This window comes from Haladaptatus salinisoli (assembly GCF_020614375.1).
Classification (GTDB): domain Archaea; phylum Halobacteriota; class Halobacteria; order Halobacteriales; family Haladaptataceae; genus Haladaptatus; species Haladaptatus salinisoli.
Map to the genome: position 1 here is coordinate 80,025 of NZ_CP085331.1, position 20,840 is coordinate 100,864.

The 20,840-nt window shown below is 53.6% G+C and carries 16 protein-coding genes; 4 read left to right on the plus strand and 12 right to left on the minus strand.

Going from position 1 to position 20,840, the window contains the following annotated elements:
* Window positions 1-27: 27 nt before the first annotated feature.
* The 3 genes from LIX00_RS23615 to LIX00_RS23625 all read right to left on the minus strand — a co-directional run bounded on the left by LIX00_RS23615 (window position 28) and on the right by LIX00_RS23625 (window position 6,129).
* Window positions 28-1,989: an archaea-specific SMC-related protein gene (locus LIX00_RS23615; RefSeq protein ID WP_227357348.1), complete on the minus strand. Its 1,962-nt coding sequence runs from the start codon at window positions 1,987-1,989 to the stop codon at window positions 28-30.
* Window positions 1,990-3,154: 1,165 nt separating this feature from the next.
* A complete protein-coding gene (locus LIX00_RS23620) occupies window positions 3,155-4,225 on the minus strand; it encodes a PEP/pyruvate-binding domain-containing protein (protein ID WP_227357349.1) in 1,071 nt (356 codons plus the stop codon).
* 32 nt (window positions 4,226-4,257) lie between these two features.
* A complete protein-coding gene (locus LIX00_RS23625) occupies window positions 4,258-6,129 on the minus strand; it encodes a PEP-utilizing enzyme (RefSeq protein WP_227357350.1) in 1,872 nt (623 codons plus the stop codon).
* Between the two features lie 120 nt (window positions 6,130-6,249).
* Here LIX00_RS23625 and LIX00_RS23630 point away from each other — a divergent pair, with 120 nt between their 5' ends.
* A complete protein-coding gene (locus LIX00_RS23630; RefSeq protein ID WP_227357351.1) occupies window positions 6,250-6,681 on the plus strand; it encodes an NUDIX hydrolase in 432 nt (143 codons plus the stop codon).
* A 476-nt stretch (window positions 6,682-7,157) separates the two neighbouring features.
* On the opposite strand, the gene LIX00_RS23635 is transcribed toward LIX00_RS23630, so the two are convergent.
* The 5 genes from LIX00_RS23635 to LIX00_RS23655 form a co-directional block, all read right to left on the minus strand.
* A complete protein-coding gene (locus LIX00_RS23635) occupies window positions 7,158-7,685 on the minus strand; it encodes an aromatic-ring-hydroxylating dioxygenase subunit beta (RefSeq protein ID WP_227357352.1) in 528 nt (175 codons plus the stop codon).
* 1 nt (window position 7,686) lies between these two features.
* A complete protein-coding gene (locus tag LIX00_RS23640) occupies window positions 7,687-9,144 on the minus strand; it encodes an aromatic ring-hydroxylating oxygenase subunit alpha (protein WP_227357353.1) in 1,458 nt (485 codons plus the stop codon).
* A 93-nt stretch (window positions 9,145-9,237) separates the two neighbouring features.
* Window positions 9,238-10,665 carry an aldehyde dehydrogenase family protein gene (locus tag LIX00_RS23645; RefSeq protein WP_227357354.1) on the minus strand — a complete coding sequence of 476 codons (1,428 nt, stop codon included), beginning with the start codon at window positions 10,663-10,665 and terminating at the stop codon, window positions 9,238-9,240.
* A gap of 90 nt (window positions 10,666-10,755) precedes the next feature.
* Window positions 10,756-11,850, minus strand: coding sequence for a zinc-binding dehydrogenase (locus LIX00_RS23650; protein WP_227357355.1), 1,095 nt, complete (start codon window positions 11,848-11,850; stop codon window positions 10,756-10,758).
* 117 nt (window positions 11,851-11,967) lie between these two features.
* Window positions 11,968-12,687, minus strand: coding sequence for a metallophosphoesterase family protein (locus LIX00_RS23655; protein WP_227357356.1), 720 nt, complete (start codon window positions 12,685-12,687; stop codon window positions 11,968-11,970).
* Between the two features lie 149 nt (window positions 12,688-12,836).
* Between LIX00_RS23655 and LIX00_RS23660 the strand changes: the two genes are divergently transcribed.
* Window positions 12,837-13,604 carry an IclR family transcriptional regulator gene (locus tag LIX00_RS23660; RefSeq protein ID WP_227357357.1) on the plus strand — a complete coding sequence of 256 codons (768 nt, stop codon included), beginning with the start codon at window positions 12,837-12,839 and terminating at the stop codon, window positions 13,602-13,604.
* Window positions 13,605-14,970: 1,366 nt separating this feature from the next.
* Here the strand turns inward: LIX00_RS23660 and LIX00_RS23665 are convergent.
* From LIX00_RS23665 to LIX00_RS23675, 3 genes are all read right to left on the minus strand, one after another.
* Window positions 14,971-15,738: an IclR family transcriptional regulator gene (locus LIX00_RS23665; protein WP_227357358.1), complete on the minus strand. Its 768-nt coding sequence runs from the start codon at window positions 15,736-15,738 to the stop codon at window positions 14,971-14,973.
* 399 nt (window positions 15,739-16,137) lie between these two features.
* Window positions 16,138-16,515: a Rieske (2Fe-2S) protein gene (locus tag LIX00_RS23670; protein ID WP_227357359.1), complete on the minus strand. Its 378-nt coding sequence runs from the start codon at window positions 16,513-16,515 to the stop codon at window positions 16,138-16,140.
* Between the two features lie 6 nt (window positions 16,516-16,521).
* Window positions 16,522-17,655, minus strand: coding sequence for an amidohydrolase family protein (locus LIX00_RS23675; RefSeq protein WP_227357360.1), 1,134 nt, complete (start codon window positions 17,653-17,655; stop codon window positions 16,522-16,524).
* A 168-nt stretch (window positions 17,656-17,823) separates the two neighbouring features.
* On the opposite strand from LIX00_RS23675, the gene LIX00_RS23680 reads away from it, so the two are divergent.
* A complete protein-coding gene (locus LIX00_RS23680; RefSeq protein WP_303659905.1) occupies window positions 17,824-18,576 on the plus strand; it encodes a maleate cis-trans isomerase family protein in 753 nt (250 codons plus the stop codon).
* Window positions 18,577-18,670: 94 nt separating this feature from the next.
* Window positions 18,671-20,131 carry a YjiH family protein gene (locus LIX00_RS23685; protein WP_227357361.1) on the plus strand — a complete coding sequence of 487 codons (1,461 nt, stop codon included), beginning with the start codon at window positions 18,671-18,673 and terminating at the stop codon, window positions 20,129-20,131.
* A gap of 69 nt (window positions 20,132-20,200) precedes the next feature.
* Here LIX00_RS23685 and LIX00_RS23690 read toward each other — a convergent pair whose 3' ends face one another.
* The gene (locus LIX00_RS23690) at window positions 20,201-20,596 is read right to left on the minus strand and encodes a universal stress protein (RefSeq protein ID WP_227357362.1); all 396 of its coding nucleotides are present in this window, start codon (window positions 20,594-20,596) and stop codon (window positions 20,201-20,203) included.
* Window positions 20,597-20,840: the final 244 nt, after the last annotated feature.

The following is a 20,840-nucleotide window of genomic DNA, read 5'->3' on the forward strand; positions in this document are numbered from 1 at the left end:
GGTTCTCGATCGGAATGGTGGCGTTAGTTAGATCTCGGTCACTCGCTCATATGCATCGTTGAGTGCGGCTGCGTCTTCAGGCAACAGGGCAGCGACAAGATACCCGGCATACTCGCTAAAGTACTCGACGAGCGTTGCAATCCGATCTGAGTCGATCGCCTCCAACGAGTCAAGCAGAATGAACGGCACGTCCTGATAGACCTCGTGCGCCAGGTATCCGGCAAGCGCGAACACCAGTCCGGTCACTTCTCTTTCACTCTCACTTAGATGCTCAATTGTGTCCTCATAGGCAGTTCCCGACTCTGTACTCCGAATCACGTGAAGGGAGAAGACACTTTTCGTTACTTTTCGGCGCCCCTCACGAACATCTTGCTGTGTCCGTTCGATCCAAATACGCTCGAGATTCGCATAGTCAAGTAACTCAAGCACTGTCTCCATATGGGTGTTGAACTCGTCGACTGCATTCTGCTCAATTTGGTCGATGCGAGTGCGGAGATCAGCCAACTCAACCTGAATTTCCTCGCGTTGTGCTTCGAGTTGCTCTCGGTCCGCGAGCTTCGCATCAATCTCCTCAATTTTCGCTTCAACATCGTCCAGATCGGATTCGAGCCGTTCAAGTTCGAATTCAAGTTGATTTGCTTCCTTGTGAAGATCGAGGACTTCACTGTAATCTTCCTGTTTGAGTGCTTCGACTTCATCCTCAAACTTCTCGATATCGTCGGTTAGGTCCGCTCGTTCGGATCTGAGACCCTCAAGACGGTCTTCACGATCCTCAAGTTCATTGGTAATTTGGGAGAGTCGGCGCTCGGTTTGCTCGCGTTCACGCTGTTTCGTCTCGAGGGCAGATTTCTCACGTTCGAGTTCGCTGATTTCGGAATCTAATTCGGAACGCTCGCCAAGCTTATCTTGCCGAAGCGTACGAAGTCGCTCGACGGTTGCTTCGATTTCTTGTTTGTCGACTTCCGTTCCACACGTCCAGCACACAACCGTTTCAGAATCAGCGACAAGCTGATCAGTAATCGACCCGTCAGAGCCCTCATCAGTGGTGGTCGTCGGCTCGAGGGCACTTCGGACATCGGGGCTCGTCCCTTCGAGCATTTCTTCGTTGAATTGGATGATCGTTTGTAGTTCGCTGAGCGTTGAACTAAGCTGTTGTTTGCGCTCGCGAAGCGTTTGGATTTCCTGCTCGATTTCAGCCGTTTCACCTGCATCGTCTGGGAGTTGTTCCTGTTCTGTCTCTAATTCAGCAAGCTCGTCCTTGAGTGCCTCAATACTATCCTCTTCAGTACTGATTTTGAAGCGAACGTCTTCGAGCGAAGAGCGGGTTTCGCGGAGCTCTTCGAGCTTCTCATCGAGCTCCGCTTTTTCATCTCGTGTCTCGCTGACATCCGTATCAGCCTCGTCGAGCTCGGTTTCTTTTGCTTCGAGCTCTGCCTGTTTTTCTTCGATTTCCGTTTCGAGACGCGTCCGCTTCTGCTCGAGATCAGGGCGCTGCTGTTTGAGCGAATCCAGTGTCTCAAGTTCGGTATCGATCTGCTGTTTTTCGGTTTCGCACCGATCGATTTCAGCTTGGATCGCATCGGTGTCGACGGGACGCATGATTAAGTCACGCAGATCATCATCGCGAGCGACGGCGCGACGGGCCTCGTTCGATTCGAGCAAAAAGGCAAACAGGTCGGCGAGTTCTGTATCGTCGAGATACGGATCGCCACTCATCTTGATTACGCCATCTGTGCGGGTGAGTGTGCGTGTATACGTCTCGTCGTCGATCGTAAGTTCGACCGATCCTTCATCCGCGTCACCCTTGAGTGTTGCCTGGTTACTCCCAAGCGCCGCCATAATCGCTTGAAGAAATGACGTTCGATTCGTTGCGTTCCGGCCCGTGAGGACCGTCACTTCGGGGGAAAACTCCACGTCAGTGTTGTCGATTCCGCCGATATTACTTGCGCTCAACTCAATGTGGTGCTGATCCTGCTGTGAAATTCCCATATCGTGATTAGCGGTCTGGAGATTATAAGTGGATACTGGCTGAAGACAACGCGCAACTAAGTTTTATTGTGAAACCAATCAGCTTGTTTCCAAGCCTCTGACACCACTTCTGGAACTTTTGCTCAACGTTTGACCAATGATGTCTACCTCGAGGTGCCAATCTCGGCAGAAAATCAGTCGCTGGGTGTAAATGATGAGTGAATAATCGGCAGTATTTTATTCCTAGTTGAGTATTTAATGTAAAGTGTATTGGTGAGGTTTTATGAGTGAGATTGCGACTCCATATCAAAATTAGTTACGCGATCATTGAAAGTGATTGGTATGCACTCGTACGTGAATCGGTAACATCGAACTGGTCGTCCAAAAGGCGTTGTACAAATGGAGTATTCTATCCTTCAGTGCCGTAGCCAGCGTTTACAAGTGGCTTATATAGTAATTGTGCGGCATCGGATTATCCCTCACGATTGAATTTTGTCGGTCGACACGGGATGATTTTCACGAGCTGCAGTATAGGAGGAGTCACCTTCAAATCGGGTGAGCCAGTTGTGAACGGTCTTCCAGAAGAGCTCGTACCACTTGGCTATGTCTGTTTATGAGACGTCATCCTTGTAGGCAGTCACGACCATGAGCCCTTCATCAATTGGACGTTGTTCACATGTCGAGTGCATTCCAGAGATCAAAAGTTGAGATGCTTTCCAAGTGGACTATCATGAAATACGATGTGTGTATGTGTCGTGTAAATAATTTTGAACAGTGAAGGATCCTCCAACTCCCATTTCAAGCATTTGTCTGGGAATAGAACCAAAAGAGGGAATTCCCCAGACGGAGTCCACATCGACTAAGTTGAGTATCTCTTTTCGCTCGGAAGCCTTGGCTGCAGAAGTTCTGCGCCCTGTCAAAGCAGGGCATTGAACAGACCACTCAAACGTTCGGTCTCCTTCGTTCGCTAAATATCATGGAACCACACATCGAAATTATAGTCGCCTGCCTTGCTATAGGGAACTCCTCCAATTCCACATAAAAAGCGCTCGACACGCATATTGGTGGTGAATGAGAAGACGGTCTGACGGAGCTTTTTGAGCGCTTTTAGTTTTGGTTTGTGAAAATATGACAATTAAATTACCCAACCGCCACCCGCTTCCAAAGAACGTGATGAATTAACAGACTACAGGTGGTCAAGAATCTGGTCGGTTGGATTGCCCGAGTCGCCCTTGTTATCAGCACTCTGTTGTTCGTCTTCTTTGTTCCATGTGGTCTCCGGACGACTCTGCAATATGAAGAACTGCTTGGTATCGCCCTGCTCTTCGATGGCCCACTCGATATCCTGCGGTTCGTCGTAATGCTGCTCGATTGCCTTCGCTAAGTCGGTCAGTTTAATCAGTTCATCAGCGGTCACAGATGGGACATCGCGCTTGTCATCAGCAATTTCGACTTCTTCAGTGCCGGCATCCGTGGGGATCGTCATTACGTCTTTATCCGGAACGTTCCGATCAACGATCTTGTAAACAGGTTTATCGACGAGGAAACTGTCCGGAGTAACGATTCCGCTCACGACGGCTTCGCCCAGGCCCCAATTTGATTCGATCCGAACTTTCGATTGATCACCGTTCGAGGGATTGACGGTGAACATCACCCCTGATGATCGGGCTTCGACCATTTTCTGAATCCCGACGCTAATGAGCACTTCATCATGGTCGAACCCGTGCTTCTCACGGTAGGCGATCGCTCGCGCAGTGAACAGACTCGCCATACATTCTTTTGTTCGCTGTACAACCGCCTCGAAATCAGTCACATTGAGGTAGGTGTCCTGTTGCCCGGCAAAACTCGCGTCAGGTAAGTCTTCAGCCGTTGCTGATGATCGGACAGCGACTTTCAAGTCATCTCCTTCTGTCTTTGCCTGTAGTTGTTCCCACGATGATTTGAGCTCTTCAGCGAGAAACGGAGGGAATGATGCGTTTTCGATGCGCTCGCGGATATCGCGGCTTGCGGCTACAACAGCGTTGTCGTCGTCGATATCAACTTCGGATATCCGGTCAATAATGTATTCGTCGAGTGACTGCGTTTCGAGGAAGGCTTCGTAGAAGTCCGTGGTGACAGCAAATCCTGGCGGAACTTGGACATCATCACCGGCTTCCATCAGTTCGCCAAGTGAGGCATTCTTTCCACCGACGAGTCCGATGTTCGCTTTCGTGCACTTTTCGGATACGAAATCCAAGGTGCATGTTTGATCAGTCATTATGATTTGTTAATCCTGACTCGTTATAATGATTACTCTGTCTTCTCAAGGATCTCAACTTTCCCCTTGTTCCCATTGAGGCGGATTCGATCACCGGTCTGAATGCGAGATGTCGCCGTCCCGACCCCTGTGACAGCCGGCAAACCGTACTCGCGACAAACGATAGCTGTGTGACTCGTCGCACCGCCATTGTCCGTAACGGCCCCGGCCACTTTAGAAAACACTGGCGTCCAATCCGGATTCGTGAGGGGAGAGACGAGTATCTCATCGCGCTCCACCTCATTCAGGTCACTCCCCGATGTGACCACTCGTGCCTGCCCTTCGACTGTGCCAGACGAGGATGCAAAACCACTCATCTCATTGCTGTCTTCCTCCTGTGTAGAGCCGAGCCAGTTCTGAACCGTTTCAGTCGTAATGCCCCAAAGCATAATCACCATCGGATCTGTAACCTCCTCAGGCGGCTCACCGATCGCCGGAGGTGGCGACCACTCTTCGGCCGCATCGAGGATACGTTTTCGTTTATCGGCGTCCTCTTTCCAGTAGTTTGGAACGTGTGCGCCTTTCCCCTGGGACCAGACGCGCGCAAGGTCTGCAAGGAGTTCCGGCACTTCATTTCGACCAAACAGCGTAATATCTCGAGGCGTATCGAGGAGGCCGTGATTGACTAAGAGTTCGCCGAACTCGTCGAGTTTTTGGAAGATGATCGTATGAAGCCAGTTCTCGATCCAGAACTGGTGATCCTCGGCGTGGCTGTAGACCTTTAATACAAGTTGATGGGCCTGATCGAACTGAGCTCGTTCGTTATCGGTAAGATAGCTTCGATATTCGTCGACGACTTCCTTACGTTTTTCCTGAAGCGTCTCGATATCACGCCGGATCTCTTTACCCTCCTGTAGTGCGATCACTTTTTCGTGGAGGTGTTCAAAGGGCTGTTCGAGTGTATCGAGCCACGATCCGTCCGCACTGTGGTAGCCTCGGCTGACGGTGATGTGGAACCACGGGTCTTTCATCTCCTCGAAGGCTTCGAGGAACTCGCGGCCTGCTTCAGATTTCTCAAGGCGAGCCATTTTTTGGTCGGGGGTTTCCTCTGAAGTCAGGATTTCCGGAACCTCGTCACCCAACTCCATTGTCTGGTGAGCGAGATCGTTTAGAACCTTGTCAGCAAGGAACAGATCCGTTTCAAGGCCCGTAACCATCTCGCCGATGGCATTGTCGCTAATATTGGGGAAAAGCTCATCGCAAGTCCCCTTGAAGGAGAGATACGCCAGATAAACCAGATTGAGGTACTCGAAGTGGCGTTGCCATCCCCGGAGCGTCAGTTCCTGTAACCGATTGTAAGCGCTCTGAACATCGACCGACTTGGGATAGAGCCCCTTCGCTTCGAAGACTACTTCGTCGGGAGCGTATTCAGGAAGTTGCTCCGGGACATCGAGATCGCGAATCTCTTGACCGATTTCTTTGACTGCGGGGAGCCACTCGTTTTCGTAGAGTTTCTCAAAGTTCTCATAGATGTATTCGCTTCGGTCGCTAAATATAGATTTGCGTTCTTCGAGTAACTCTGGATCTGTACATGGGACGGGTGAAGCATACGAGTAACCAGCGATGATTCGCAAATCAATACCCATCGCGGGTGGAACCGCAAATACACGACTCTGTGCTTGGGAGAGTTGCATCACAATCGATTCAACACAAAGTGTGATATCCCATGGACGGAGTGGCGCTGGACTATCCTTCTGATCCCAAAACCAGAATCGATCCTTTTCTAATCCTGTTCGTTCTGATGATTCTCCGAATCGAAAGTATCGGGGGTACATCTCCTGCCAACCTTCACATTCTTCAGGTACCTCGATCTCGTCTGGCCATGGAAATCTGTCTACTGAATTTGAATTGCTCTCCTCTATCATGGTGGACTCTAACACCCTACATATGTACCCTCTCTATATCGTATTATATCTTGGGGTTTGCGTAGAGCAAGAGCTGCCAGTTAGCGCCACTACTTAGTAGGAGATTTCCGAATAGCCAGTATGTACACTCTGGTTGCCTCGACCGTGGCACGAACCACCGACGGTGTCCTCCTCGTCAAGGAGGGGAAAGAAGACGTACAGGGTACTTGGAATCTACCGGGCGGACGAGTGGAAGAGGGTGAAGACCCAACCGAAACAGCAGTACGGGAGATCAAAGAGGAAGTGGGCGTTGGGGTAGAATTGGTCGGACTTGTTGGCGTATATCTTGGACAGGACGCGTTCGTCGATGGCCCGTTTCTATCGATAACGTACTTAGGACAGTTATCTGGGGATCCACGAGCGGTTGCAACCGACACCGTTGAAGCTGTGGAGTGGGTTGACCAGCAACGTCTTAACGAATTAGAGTTGCGCTCACCATACGTATCACATGCAATCTATGATGCCAACGAAAGGACGTTCTCGAAGGATGTCATCCAGTCCGTTATAGAGTAGGAGGCATTCTATTCAATGGTCGTGCGGCCCATGAGGTGTCTCCAAGAACTCCGAAAAGAGGTCGGTTTCACACGCTGTGAGTTCGCAGAGCATTGCTGGTTGTAACCGAAGCTCGGTTCTTTTCACGGGTGCACGTACGACGAGTGCATCGCCGTTCGATGTCGTTATCTTCGAGACCACGACGTCGGCGTACTCGTTGCTGATCTTGAACGATCCAACAGTAGATTTCGATTCGCTTCCATCATCCCACTCAGGAGGCGGACTACAGCCGAGCCGATCCACCAAGTCCGCCTTCGTTTGCCATGAGAGGCTTTCGAGACCGAGTGCATCGACTCGGATTTGAGACGATGACTCCTGTACGCCACTATCTGATTCGATCTCGACGAGTTGACCTCGGGGTGTCAGTAGCTTCCGGACGGTAGCTGAGTCAGACCCGACGACTACATCGTACTCTTCCGTGACAGTAGTTTGTGAGCTCATAGAAAGACTGAGATTTTGTCAATTTTCGGAACTGCATGATCGAGGAACACGTGGCGCTTCGCTATGGTGAACGTATTGCTGTCGGGGTGGAGAACGTCCTCTCGGCGGCCTGCGAGGAACGTGTACGACTCCGAGTCTCCCTGCCCATAGTACAGGAGTAAGTAACTCTTCGCTTCGACAGTGCCATCGTCTCTCTCGCTGGTGCGTACGTTGGTTACAAAACGACGTGTCCGGGACGGCGGTCGTTCAGACCACGCGTACTCCGACTCGAACCGTTGAACCCGTGCTTCCAGGGATCCATAGTCCTCATCAAAGTAATACGATGAGCGACTAAAACTGTCGTTCACGTGCTCGCGTGTAATCCGTAGCGGTGCCTTATACTCGATATCTTTATCGAGCAGCGAGAGCCATTCTTTCTGTTCGCGCTGATCCAGCAGGGCCGCCTCCTCGTAGAGGAACTGTTCGACACGCCGGTCCAATAGGAACTGATCCAGTTCTGACTCTCGATCAATGTTCGTAGCCATGCTATTCACCATCCTCCGCCCGTTCACACTCATTTGCTAATTCGCATTCGCTTGCCTGCTCACAGTCCCTCGACTGTTCATTCACATCGCGTGGTGTCGAGAGGTGATCGAACCATTGATCATGGAACTTCTGCATACCAACCTCTTCCAGGTTGATAGCGTAGACGGTGCCTGGTCCGGGCCACTGCTCGTCAAAGGCTACTTCGCTCATCTCTTCCGTTCCCATCTGGTAGTTCAATTCCAACTCGTGCTGTTTAGCGAACGTCGAGTTGGCGACGTCAGTGATGCCATTCCAGATGGAGACGTCGTCCTGTTCGAAGTTCCCTGATGGGCCGAAGTTGGACATATACACCTTGTAGATGCGGTCTTTGACCTCTTCTGATGCTCGCTTCGGTGCAAAAGCCCAACTCCATATTTCGGTTTTATTCGGCCCGAGTGGCCGCCACTTTCGGAGGCCGAGGAAGCCAATGACGTCCTTGTTCGGATCGTCAGTGATGTCTCCAAAGTTGAGAAATGCTAAATTTGGAAAAATACTCCCGGTGAACGAGAGTGCCTCCTTGGCAGCCTCGTACTGATCGGGCGTCACATTATCCGGATTGAACAGCTCCACGATCTCGTCGGGATACGTCATGAACACATCTTCACCCTCGACCATCCGAGTACTGGTTGTGTGGCCGTTGCAGTGGATGTGCCGGTCTTTCGTCTCCCCTGCACCGGCGACGCCAACAGTGTCATCGCCGCCGAGTCCGAGTTGCTTGATCGAGTGGTGCGCAAAGCCAGTGTGATAGCTGTCACCAGCAAAGTTGTCCGCACCAGTCTTCCAGTTTGTCTCTACTACCCAGCGGTGCGGTTCGCCGATAACTTCCATTCCGCCATCTGGGAGTTTGAACTGGATATCGAGGTACCAGGTGAACTCTCCCAAGTGTTCTTCTAGACTCTCGCCAGACTCCGAAAGCGAAGCGAACACCAGACCAGCGTAGCTGTCCACTCGAGGCGCACTGTGTAGACCGTATTCTGACTGATCCAAGTTCTTGAACGCTACTTCCTTTTGTGGCACTCCCACGAGTTCACCAGTATTCTTGTACGTCCACCCGTGGTACGGGCACCGGAAATGGGAAGTGTTGCCTTGCTCAGCGCGGCACAGCTTCGTACCGCGATGACGGCAGCTGTCGAAGAGCACCTGAATTTCGCCGCTCATATCCCGCACAAAGATGAATGGATCACCTGCAATGTAACGGCGTGCATAGTCACCCTCCTCAGGTACCTCGGATTCGTGACCGACGAATATCCATTCACGGCCGAACAGTCGATCAAGCTCCAGTTTATGAATTGTCTCACTGTTGAACGTCTTCAGAGGAAGCTTGCCCTCCCCAAGTGACGCTTCAATCTCTGCTAGGAGATCCTCGTGATCCCCCGATTTATAGTCATTAGATGACACTTTGCTATCGGTTGATGGCATACATTCCCATGTCAGCCTTTGCCTATTTATTCATTGTGGTCTATCAAACCGGGAGAGTGAATCCCTTCACTCAACACCTCTCCTACCGATTCCTCAGCGGAGCGTCCTGTCGACTGTCATCCGGACGTTCTTAATTTTGGTGTAGTGGTTTAGGGCAGCTGTCGCATACTCTGATCCGATTCCACTTTGTTTGTACGCGGGAAACGGTACCTGTGGAGTCGGCGAGGCATAGTTATTTACCGTAACTGTTCCAGCTTCGATTTGCTCCGTGATGCGGTTCGCTCTGTCGAGATCAGTCGTCCAGACGCCCGCATACAGGCCGTACTCCGTGTCGTTTGCGCGTTCGACGACTTCCTGCTCGGAATCGAATCGATAGGCAGTCAGGACGGGACCGAATATCTCTTCGCATGAGACTGCCGCGTCGTCGGGTACGTTCTCGACGAGTGTCGGTTCGTAGAAGTTCCCCTCTTCAAAGGGAATACGGCCGCCCGTGGTGACAGACCCCCCTGCTTCAACGGCCGACTCAATGTAAGACGTAACCTCTGACTGCGCCGAAGGCGAGATGAGCGCCGACACGTCGGTCTCGTTCGGGTCTTTCTTCACGTCCATCGCTTCAATTCGTGACACAACGCGGTCGATAAACTCGTCGTAGATATCGTCTTCGACGAACAGTCGAGTGCCGGCATAACAGCTCTGGCCGGCGTTATTGAACAGTTTAATTGCCCCGTCCGCGGCTGCTTCTTGGTCCGCGTCGGCGAAGACGATGTTTGGACTCTTCCCTCCAAGTTCGAGATTCAGTGGGATCAACCGATCTGATACCAATTCCCGAATGTGGAGGCCAACTTTTTTCGATCCCGTGAACGTCAATTCTCGTACGTTTTCGTTCGTGACCAGCGCTTCGCCGGCCGTCGACCCTGACCCAGAAACGACGTTCAGAACTCCGTCAGGCAGTCCTGCCTCGCTGGCTGCTCGTCCTAATTCGTGAATTGACATCGGCGCCAGCTGAGCGGGTTTCGCCACGACGGTATTCCCGCAGGCCAGTGCGGGAGCGATGCTTCGCGAACCCAATAGCAGCGGCGAGTTCCACGGGATGATGTGCCCAGTCACGCCTAGCGGTTCTCGTCGCGTATAGTCGAATTCCTCGTGTGAAAGCGGAATAGTTTCGCCGTTGATATGGTTAGTCAATCCCGCATAGTACTCGAAGTACTCCGCCGCGGATTCGACGCTTCGCTTCGAATCCGACAACGACCGACCAGTCTCTTGGGTGTGTCGCTGCGCGATTTCCGTCTTACAGACACGGAGTTCGGCGGCGATATCTCGAAGGTAGTGTCCCCGAGTGACTGCATCGACCGTACGCCAGTTCTCGAAGGCCGACTCGGCCGCGTCGACCGCGGAGGCAACGTCTGACTCGTTTGCGAGTGCGATACTGGACACCGGCTGATTCGACGATGGGTCGTTCACGGTTACCGTCTCTGCACGTGACAGAGTTTTCCCATCGATGAGTAAATCGTATTCTCTCATCGGTTAGTAGGTGTTTGAGGGCTTCCGATATAAAAGTTCAGCTATAGTACGATAGCTGGGGTACGCGGCCAACAGCGTGAGTTTGATGGCTCACTCTTGGGTGATGACGCTTCGGACACCGGTTCCTTCGTCTATCGCCTCGAACGCCCTGTCCAGTCGGTCAAGCGAGTATATGTTGCTAACGAGTTCCCTCAGGGGAAGTCGTCCAGATTCCGCGAGCCTCGCGAAACGGGGAATGTCGATCGAGGGGCGAAGCGAGCCGCCAACGTTGCCGACGATTCGTTTTCCGTGGGTTAGGGCTGCTGGAGGGATCTCAAAGGGATCGGCAGAACTCGTCGCTGTCGAGACGACCGTTCCTCCGGGACGTACAGCATCGATTGCCTGCTTGACCACGTCTGGATGGCTGGTGCACTCGAAAGCGTACTTGACCCCGCCACCGGTGACGTTCTGAATCGCCTCTACAGGATCGGTATCGCGAGAGTTGACAGTGTGCGTGGCCCCAAGTTCCTCTATGAACGATAGTTTCTCGTCGACGACGTCGACTGCAACGATGGGATCGGCCCCGACCAGTGTAGCACCGAGAATTGCGCTCGATCCAACTCCGCCACAGCCGAATACAGCGATAGGTTCACCTGCTGAAACCTCGGCAGTGTTCGTCACTGCTCCTAGTCCAGTCGTCGCGCCACATCCGAGTAGCGAAGCCTCGGAAAACGGCAGTCCATCGGGGATTTTGACGGCAGTCTGTGCGGCGACGACACAGTGGGTGGCAAACGACGACTGTCCATAGAAGTGGTTCACGTCCTCACCGTCGCGGGAGAGTCGTCGGGTACCATCTAATAGCGTTCCCTGCTTGACTACTGATCGCCGCGAACAGAGGTGGGGATCACCGCGCTCGCAGAACTCGCACTCTCGACAGAACGGAAGGACCCAGAGTACGACACGATCCCCCTCTGCGAGTGAAGAGACGCTGTTTCCGACGGCGTCAACGACGCCAGCTCCCTCGTGTCCCAATACAACAGGATACGGCACCTCTGAAGCACCGACGTAACGATGGTGGTCAGTGTGACAGACGCCGGTCGCCCGGATGTCAACCCGAATTTCGTTTGCCTTTGGTTCGGCAAGTTCGAGCGATTCGATTGATAAGTTTCGTGGCTCTTCCAAAACTGCTGCAGTGATGCGTGTCATACGTAGTGGATCTACCTGTCTGTTCCTTTTACCGGTGGTGACTAAAGTGTGGGGTATCTTGGACCGCGTTCAGCCCCGGCCCACCCGAGGTTGCTCATACTGTGTCTGCGAACTCCCTCACCCTTCAGCGACGATCTCGCCTTTCTCCAGCCACAGACAGAGCGGATCTGGAAGCGACGTCTGCTGGATTTTTCGGACGACCTCTTCGATTGGATATGTTACACGGCGGAGGGTGGCTGTGTTTGTTTCGAGATCAATGATAGCATAGGCTGCACGTGGGTCTCCGTCGCGTGGCTGTCCGACGCTACCAGGATTTACGAGCAGTCGCCCGTCGAAGTATTCCGCGTGTTGAACGTGCGTGTGTCCGTGAACAAGAATCGATTCATCACCGAACAAGTGGGGTCCATAGTCCTCAGGGTAGAGTCGAGCGTCCTGGTCTCCGGGCTTTCCGTGAACCAGTTTGACGATTCCGTCCTCAATAGTTAGTTCCGCTGGGAGGTTAGCTAAATACTCTATCTCCTCGGCATTGAGTAGCTCGTGGGTCCAGACGCCCGCTGCACGCGCGAGGTCGCTCGGCCGAACCCCTGCGTCGTTTCTGGCTTCGGGTTCCGTAGCCGTGCCCATCGAGTCGATATTCGTACTGATTTTGCGGTCGTGGTTTCCTTGGATACTGATGATCCCTTCGTTGGCGAAGGTTTCCAAGACTCGGTGCGGAAATGGATTGTAACCTATTGCGTCCCCGCAATGATAGATCTGATCCACGTCCGGCATATCGGCGAGGACCGCCTCAAGTGCTGGTTGATTTCCATGTACGTCGCTTATCAGGCCGAGTTTCATATCCCAAAATCCTCGTAGGGCTATTTAAAGCTTTCAAATTGACGGATCAACTGCGATTATAGATTATTCCGTCTATACCGGAGATATCCATATGATTCCGGAATTGCCGGAACACACCCTTATAAATAATTAGAGACTGACCAACGAATATGGCGAGCGAAAATGGAGGTTCAAGCAGGATTGGGACGTTAGAAAAGGGTTTTCAGATAATCGAAATCGTCGAAAAGGAGGAATCTGCGACTCTCACCGAAGTGGCCGACAGAATGGGTGTCGCAAGAAGTACTGTGCACGATTATCTCACGACCTTGCTTGATCTCGAATACCTTGTCAAGAACGATGGAGCGTATCAGCTCGGATTAAAGTTCACAAGACTTGGAACGAACGCCAGAGAGACTGTTCCGCTATCGAATGTCATCACACCGTATCTAGAGCGGTTAGCCAATGAGACTGGGGAAACAGTGTGGTTCCTCGTTGAAGAATGCGGCCTCGCGGTGTACCTCAGGCACGCAGAAGGGGAACAAGGAATCAAGACGGAACATTTTATCGGTGGTCGTTCGTACCTGCATTGTCATGCAGGTGGGAAGGCAATTCTCGCACAGTTCCCTGAAGATCGTGTTAACGAAATCATCGATAAACACGGCCTTCCGGAAATAACGGAAAATACGATCACCTCTCGGGAAGCCCTCTTCCAAGAACTGGAGCAGATTCGCGAACAGAACTATGCTCAAAACCAAAGCGAACAGTTAGAAGAGACGAGAGCAGTGAGTGCGGCAATCGTCATCGATGACGAAGTACTCGGAGCAATTAGCGTTGGAGGGCCTGCACACCGACTCCGTGGTGAACGATTCGAAGATGAATTGCCGAATCAGGTTATGAGCGCAGTGAACGAGATAAGACTCAATCAACTGTATTCATAGGCGGTTGTGTTGACAGCATTCATGCCATTACAGATATAGTATCGTAATGACTCGTCGTGATGTATTCGAGGTCTTGGTGCTTTTGACATAACTCGTCGATCTTCTCCACGTGTCTCTGCTTCTCTTCGCAAATTTCCTCAACAGTGCTCTGTTGAATCCGGAGACGGCGGGATAGCATCACTCTGAAGGAGAAAGCGAAGAGAGAGCGTAGAAAACCCTCTTCTGCTTCGTTAAACAAGCAGCATCGCTGGCTCAAAAGCGTTGTTCTGTCAGCCCCATGACGGTGGTGAACGCCCCGGCTGGCAACGGAGCTGCCGGCAGGAAGAATCTGGCGTTATATTTTCTGCGGATTTAGATGGACGCGACCTACCGCGAAATCGTCGATTGGTCAAGCGAGATGGATCGGATTCGCGCACTCGTGCAGCTAGCACGAACCGAGTTCTCGGCACCTTCGACGCTGTGGCGGTCGTTCTAGCAGGTACCCATCTATGTCTGGCGCCAATTGCTTCACCGGTCGACAGCCAGGTACGATCCCGGCAACCATGGAGCGCTGAATGTAACGTTCTCCGACAACGAAGCGGCATCCAGTCACTACATGGGTCACTCGGATCGCCACATAGAGATACTCAAAACGACGGCTCTCGCCGACATAGACTCGTGTGCTGTCCTCGCCCTCCACTGTTCGGCACACTGGCCCCACGATACACAGATGATCCGTCGGGGAGCACTCGCAACGCCGACGAGATCAAAAGTCTCGCCGTTGACAAAGGATACGACAAGTGATCACTATGGGACGTACTACGTTCCGAGGGTGTCCGTCTACTGTACAAACACCGCCTGTTCGCACATTACGATCACGCCCACAACACACGGTTGGGCAGCAATCTGTATAGGCAGCGCTGGATGGCTGAGAGCGCATTCTCAGCCATTAAACACCGATATGGCTCCGCTGTCGAGCCGAGCACTTGGTACCACGAATTCCGTGAAATGGTGCTGACCGTCACCATCTATTACCTCGAAAAGCCATTAGAGTGTGATCCTGACGTTTTCCGTGGGACCAATAATGCAGTTCGTTCCGAGTTCTATCATCTCACCCCGCAGTTCTCCATCGATACAGGCCTTTAGGAACGAAGGTATGGCAGTCCCGCCGCCTGCTTGATCCGCGTCGATTCAAGTAACACCATCAGTATGTAATCATCGGTTATACTGGAACGGTGATGTGCATTACGGCTATAGGTTTGTAACGGAACGGCGAGCAAAGACATCTATGTACTTACTGGAAAAGGCTCGGTATGTGATTTTCATACTAAATTAACGTAGAATGCATCTATATTCCTGGTAGAACAATAGGTCGCGTGGAGTCGCCTCAATTGTACGTCATTTTGAGTTCGATCTCGTTCGACCCGGTCAAGACCAGTTCGATCAACTGCTCTCGGAACGTCTCGTTCTCGACACGCCTGACAGGTGCAGAAATCGCGATTGCGCCGACGACGCGGTCTTCGACGATGATGGGTGCTGCCACTGCCGATGTGCCCTCTGCTGCCTCGTTGTGGTTCACAGCGTACCCCTGTTCTCGAATCTCCGAGAGTTCTGTCCGGAGTTCTTCGACGGTCGAGATAGACTCGGGTGTCTTCTGCGGGAGACCGTGCGTGTCGGCAACTTCCTTGACATGCTCCTCGGGTGAGAAGGCCAACATCACCTTTCCTGACGCGAGACAGTGCATGTACTCGTGTTTTCCTATCCGCTCGTGCGTCTCGATGGAGTCCTCACCTAGCTGCTGTGCTAGATACACCGCCTTTCCATTTTCTTCGACCATCAACCACACCGCTGCGCCACTCTCCTCGGCCAATCCCTCGAGCGTCGGCTGTGATTTCGAGTATACCGAAATCGAATCCCGGGCGGCGATTCCATGGTCGAGAAACTGGAGTGAGAGGTTGTACCTTCCGTCTCTCCGCGAAAGGTAGCCAATGTGGACGAGCGTCGTCAGGTAGTCGTGTAATGTACTCTCGGCCATATCGACCTCCTTCGATATTTCCGTGAACGTCGCCTCCTCTAGCCCCTGAATCACGTTGATTAACTTGAACACTCTAACCGCCGTTTTGATTGGCCGATTCGGCGAGTCTGCGTCGGTCATATGATAAATGATGGGAATTCCCTGTATAAGAGTTGTGTTATAGAGTACCACGTTCACACTCTGAGATCCGAACTGAACGTTCGTCTCCTAACCATTAGGACAATATGGTTATTACGTTTAGTATTGGCCTAGTACGCTGGTCAAATACGAACCGAGTAGATGGCAACGGTACTTATAGTAGCGTCCCACGGTCGGGAGCTAAAACTTAGTTCGATAATATCGAAGAACTCACGATACAGTTTTGAACCAACGTACAGCGTCCCCTCTGTCGTTCCAGAAAACCGAAGTTGACTTCGAGATCATCGAAGCAAAGTGAGTTGAGACACGACCGATAGGGGTGGCAAGCGCGAAGAGAAGGGTGAATAGTCGCTTCGACTGCGCCACTCGTTCGCTGTGCGATTAGATTCGGACGAACACGTCGCCGTCTACCAGCTCAACATCGAACGTACCGATGCACTTCCCGGATACTTCGTGTTCACCTGACTCGATGTCGAGTTCCCAGAGATGCCAAGGGCAACTCACGGTGAGGTCATCCTCGTTGACGCCGCCGCGTGACTCCGTCCATGTGTCCTCCGCATTAATCTTCTCTTCGCCGGCCTTGTACAATGGCGCGCCCTGGTGCGGACAGCGGTTCGACAGCGCGTGGAACTCGCCCTTTACGTTGAACACCGCGATCTCGATGCCGTTGACGTCGACAGCAATTCCCCGTCCTCGGGGAACGTCTTCGACCGATGCGACCCTGGTATACGCGTCTTCGATTTCTGGTTCTACGCTCATTGGTAATCAGAGCCCGAGTATCTCCTCGGCGTTCTCATGCAGGATGGATCGACGCAGGTCGTCGTCGAACGCTCGCGACGTGTAGAACCACGTCGGTGGATCCAAAGTCTGGTGCGGCCAGTCGCTCGAATAGGTGAACATGTCGTCTGCCATGCTCAGATCGAGGAGGTTCCTCGCCTGACCGGAGCCACGCGGGAGCGCGAGCGGTTGCGTTGTCAGGTAGATGTTGTCGCGGAGGTACTCACTGGGCCGCTGTTCGAGATACTCTTCGCCGCTCGTGTGTTTCCGGGGAGTGATCTTCACGTCGTCGGGGTGCATCTCGTAGAACTCGTCCATCCGGTAGCGGACGAACGGAACCCACCAGTGTCCGCCTTCCTGGAACACCACGTTCAGATCTGGGAACCGGTCGAACACCCCACGCATAATCATGTTGACAACGTTCACCATCGTGTGGATCGGCCAGTCGAAGCCGAGCACTTCGGTCCACGTCAGCATCTCGTCGCCAATGTAGGAATGCTGCGGCCAGTACGCTAGCGAACCGTGCAGGAATAGTGGAAGGTCGTTCTCGACCAACGCTTCGAACACTGGGTCGAACTGTTCGCTGCCCCAGGGCGTTTTCGGTCCGAACCACGAGTAGGCTGCGACGATGTTATCTTCCGCCGCGACTCGTTCTATCTCCTCAATTGCGTACTCAGGATCCCACTTCGGGATGAGCATCGACGTGTAGATCCCTTCGTCGGCGAAGTTATCGAGCATGTAGTCGTTCGCCGCCTGTACGACACCGTTCTTCAGGATCGGGTGGTGTTGAAGCGGCAGATTGTTGATTCCCGCATTGACTACGGGATCGTCGATGGCGAACTTCTCGCAGGCTTCGCGGACGTCGTCGGCATACTCCGCGCGACCCTGCGTGAACAGCCCTTCGTTCCCTTCCTTAATGGCGTATGCAGCGTCCCATTTGCCCGCAATAGGAGTTGGGCCGAACTCGGTCGTGAGTTTGTCTCTCACGACGTCATCTTCCACGTACGGCAGCAGATCCTCTTCCAGCGGATTGACGTGGAAGTCAAGGTCGATGATTCTGTCCTCGTACGCCTGTTCGGGTACCTCAGCTTGAGCGTCTATTTGGCTAACTGGCGAACCCATACTGACTAACTGTGATAGACCCACATAAATAATTTACTTTGAGGTAATTCTATCTCCAAAACGAGAATGAACGGGACACTGGCTGACATAGGAGATTCGCCGATCCTCTACTGTCAACGAGGCTGAGAAATGCCTAAGTGTGTGATAGGCTCTTGATTCACTCAGGCAATGACTGACACCTTCCGCGTCGGGTTGATAGTACCCAGTTCGAACGTCACCATGGAGACAGAGATTCCGGCGATGCTGAACGCTCGCCCCGACCATTTCGGCGAGGAGTTCACGTTCCATGCCAGCCGCATGCGTATGCGGAACGTCACGCAGGAGGAACTCGAACGAATGGACGACCAGTCCGAACGAAGCGCGACCCTGCTGTCTGATGCCCATTGCGATGTGCTGGCTTACGCGTGTCTTATCGGCATCATGGCGCAAGGGGCCGGATACCATGAGGAGAGCGAGGCGAAACTATACGAACGGACAGTAGAGAACGACGCCGAGGCGCCGGTCGTGACGAGCGCCGGGGCACTCGTTCGGGCAATGGACCGGTTGGATGCGGAGCGAGTGACACTCATTGCTCCCTACATGGAGGAACTCACGCAGACGGTCATCAACTACTTTGAGAGCAGCGGCGTTGACGTCGTTGACTACGAGACGCTCGAATGCCCAGACAACCTCGAAGTCGCTCGACTCGACCAGAGGAACCTCCTCAACATCGCGGACGACCTGGAGACCGACGAGTCTGACGCACTTGTCCTCTCCTCGTGCGTCCAGATGCCGTCGCTCGCATCGATTCAGGCGGCGGAGGATCGGTTCGGGCTCCCCGTCTTTTCGGCAGCGACCGCGACGACCTACGAAATACTCCACCAACTCCAACTCAGTACGCAGGTTCCTGGAGCAGGGAGTCTTCTCGATGGCGTGAGCTGAGGGTTCAGGATCTGGTTTCTGGCCCGATAACCATTGCATAGGTTGTAATTATTATTTTAGAAAGTTTTATCTCGGACGCCGATGATTGCCGACTATGTTCGGCAGCCAGGCTTGGGAGAGCGAAGAGCACATATCCGATTCTTCGGTAACGGCGGAGAAGAAGACCATCTCCGACGTGGAGTTCGGGCAGAACGGGTGGCGACCGACGGTTCGGTTTGTCATCGCGTTCTTGATTGGTGGGTTCGTCTTCCTGTTCCCCGTCCAATGGGAAGGGCAGACGACAATTCCCCTCGACGTCATCATGACGCTTATTCAGAATGCGTCGATGACTGCCGTCGAACTATTCGCACTGGGTATCATCATCGCGGGCGGTGTCCTCACGACTGTCGCCGAACTTCACTACCGCGGATCACCGACGCTCAGTGAGCAGACAGAAGACCTACTCGAACTGGAGTACTGGCACACGGCGACAGTGTTCGTGATGTTCCGACTCGCCGCCGTCTTCTTCGCGTTCGCGATTCTGTTCGACGTCGGTCCAACGTGGATGCTGGCCGACCCCATTGTCAACATCGCGTGGGGTGCGCTCGTCATCACGGTCGCACTCGTGATCCCCATCGGTGCCATCTTCGTCAATCTGCTCGCGGAACTCGGCGGGCTCCAGTTCATCGGGACGCTGGCGCAACCACTCATGCGCCCCGCGTTCAAACTGCCCGGCCGGTCTGCCCTCGATAGTGCGGCGTCGTGGCTCGGGTCGTTCAGCATCGGCTACTATCTCACCCGGAACGTCTTCGACCGGGGAGGGTACAACAAACGCGAGGTATTCGTCATCTGCACTTGCTTCGCGACCGCGAATCTCGGAACAGTCGGGGCGGTCGCGGCGATTCTCGGCCTCCTCCATATCTTCCCGGTCATTGTCCTCCTATACGTCATCTCGACGCTCATCGTCGCGGCCATCCTTGTTCGGATTCCGCCGCTCTCGACAGTACCCGAGGAATATATCGCAGAACCCGACCCAGAACCGCGGTTCACGGGGACGGTCGGCGACTACCTCCGGTTCGCGTTCAACCAGGGCGTGGCGGCGGCGGAGGAGGGCGACACGATCGGACGTGCCTCGCTCAACGGCTTTGTCGACGGATTGAAGCTGGCCGGGACAGTCGTTGGCTCCGTGCTGACGATGTCGATGGTTGTCCTCCTTCTCGAGGCGTATACCCCTGTCTTCCAGTACATCGCCGATCCGTTCGTCCCCGTCATGTCGTTGCTCGGGATTCCGGATCCGAAACTAGCAACCATCGGTATCATCCTCGGTGGTGCCGAGTTCTTCATCGGCGGCACGTTCGTCGTGAAAGCTGACCTGGTCACGCAGGTGTTCGTCCTCGTCGTTACGAGTGCACAGGCGATATTCTTCTCCGCGCCGGCGCCGATGATGGTCGACATGTTCGACGACGTCCCGATGCGGTTCCGCGACCTGTTCCTCCTTTTGATCATACGAACCGTCCTCCTCGTTCCTATCGCCGCGGTTCTAACGCATGCGGCGGCGGCGGCCGGATTGCTCTGATCCAGCGCGACCCTCCGCTAGTAGAATTCAGTGGTTCAGACTCGCACCCGAAAGAACCGTCGGCAGCTCTCAGTCGTCGGTCGTTTCGAGCAGAACCGTCCGATCCGACTCCAGAACAACGTCCTGCGAGACACTCCCGAACAGTGCTTTGCCCGTCGGCGACCGCTTCTGCCCGGCGAGGCTGACGACGTCGGCGTTGACTCGCGCTGCCTCGGCGAGTATTTCCCGCACCGCGTCACCGCTCGACTGTTCGACTTCGACATCGAACCCTGCCGCTTCGAGGCGTTCGAGGGCCGTTGCAACCGAGTTGAGCTTCCGCGCGTCGGCTCCCTCGTCGTCGCCCCGGAAAACGTGAAAGAGGACAAGTTGCGTGTCGTCTCTCACGAGTGGGAGTTCGAGTATCGATTCTGCCTGTACCTCCGCCCGTTCGACGTCTGTGTCGATCGCGAGTAGTATCGTCGCCATGGTTTGTCACGCAGTCCGAACGAGAACCCGTCGCTACCCCGTTCGGTTCCACTGGATATGACGACGGCGACCACCATATGCCTTGTCACGTCTTCCCGCTACCACCGTTCACGGAGACGGCCGACGATACGTTGCCGTAGAATAGACCGGCGAACGATACCGATTCAGGGTCCTTTTTGTGACTCCCTTTCCCACAGGTATGTATGATACGTATCGACTGTGAGCGAGTCACAGCCATCGTGTG

What these genes read in the sequence shown, in the direction of transcription:
- LIX00_RS23630 (WP_227357351.1), top strand. Translation starts at nt 6,250, where the DNA reads ATGTACACTCTGGTTGCCTCGACCGTGGCACGAACCACCGACGGTGTC.
- LIX00_RS23680 (WP_303659905.1), top strand. Translation starts at nt 17,824, where the DNA reads ATGACTGACACCTTCCGCGTCGGGTTGATAGTACCCAGTTCGAACGTC.
- LIX00_RS23670 (WP_227357359.1), bottom strand. Translation starts at nt 16,515, where the DNA reads ATGAGCGTAGAACCAGAAATCGAAGACGCGTATACCAGGGTCGCATCG.
- LIX00_RS23660 (WP_227357357.1), top strand. Translation starts at nt 12,837, where the DNA reads ATGGCGAGCGAAAATGGAGGTTCAAGCAGGATTGGGACGTTAGAAAAG.
- LIX00_RS23690 (WP_227357362.1), bottom strand. Translation starts at nt 20,596, where the DNA reads ATGGCGACGATACTACTCGCGATCGACACAGACGTCGAACGGGCGGAG.
- LIX00_RS23615 (WP_227357348.1), bottom strand. Translation starts at nt 1,989, where the DNA reads ATGGGAATTTCACAGCAGGATCAGCACCACATTGAGTTGAGCGCAAGT.
- LIX00_RS23685 (WP_227357361.1), top strand. Translation starts at nt 18,671, where the DNA reads ATGTTCGGCAGCCAGGCTTGGGAGAGCGAAGAGCACATATCCGATTCT.
- LIX00_RS23645 (WP_227357354.1), bottom strand. Translation starts at nt 10,665, where the DNA reads ATGAGAGAATACGATTTACTCATCGATGGGAAAACTCTGTCACGTGCA.
- LIX00_RS23620 (WP_227357349.1), bottom strand. Translation starts at nt 4,225, where the DNA reads ATGACTGATCAAACATGCACCTTGGATTTCGTATCCGAAAAGTGCACG.
- LIX00_RS23665 (WP_227357358.1), bottom strand. Translation starts at nt 15,738, where the DNA reads ATGACCGACGCAGACTCGCCGAATCGGCCAATCAAAACGGCGGTTAGA.
- LIX00_RS23650 (WP_227357355.1), bottom strand. Translation starts at nt 11,850, where the DNA reads ATGACACGCATCACTGCAGCAGTTTTGGAAGAGCCACGAAACTTATCA.
- LIX00_RS23640 (WP_227357353.1), bottom strand. Translation starts at nt 9,144, where the DNA reads ATGCCATCAACCGATAGCAAAGTGTCATCTAATGACTATAAATCGGGG.
- LIX00_RS23625 (WP_227357350.1), bottom strand. Translation starts at nt 6,129, where the DNA reads ATGATAGAGGAGAGCAATTCAAATTCAGTAGACAGATTTCCATGGCCA.
- LIX00_RS23655 (WP_227357356.1), bottom strand. Translation starts at nt 12,687, where the DNA reads ATGAAACTCGGCCTGATAAGCGACGTACATGGAAATCAACCAGCACTT.
- LIX00_RS23675 (WP_227357360.1), bottom strand. Translation starts at nt 17,655, where the DNA reads ATGGGTTCGCCAGTTAGCCAAATAGACGCTCAAGCTGAGGTACCCGAA.
- LIX00_RS23635 (WP_227357352.1), bottom strand. Translation starts at nt 7,685, where the DNA reads ATGGCTACGAACATTGATCGAGAGTCAGAACTGGATCAGTTCCTATTG.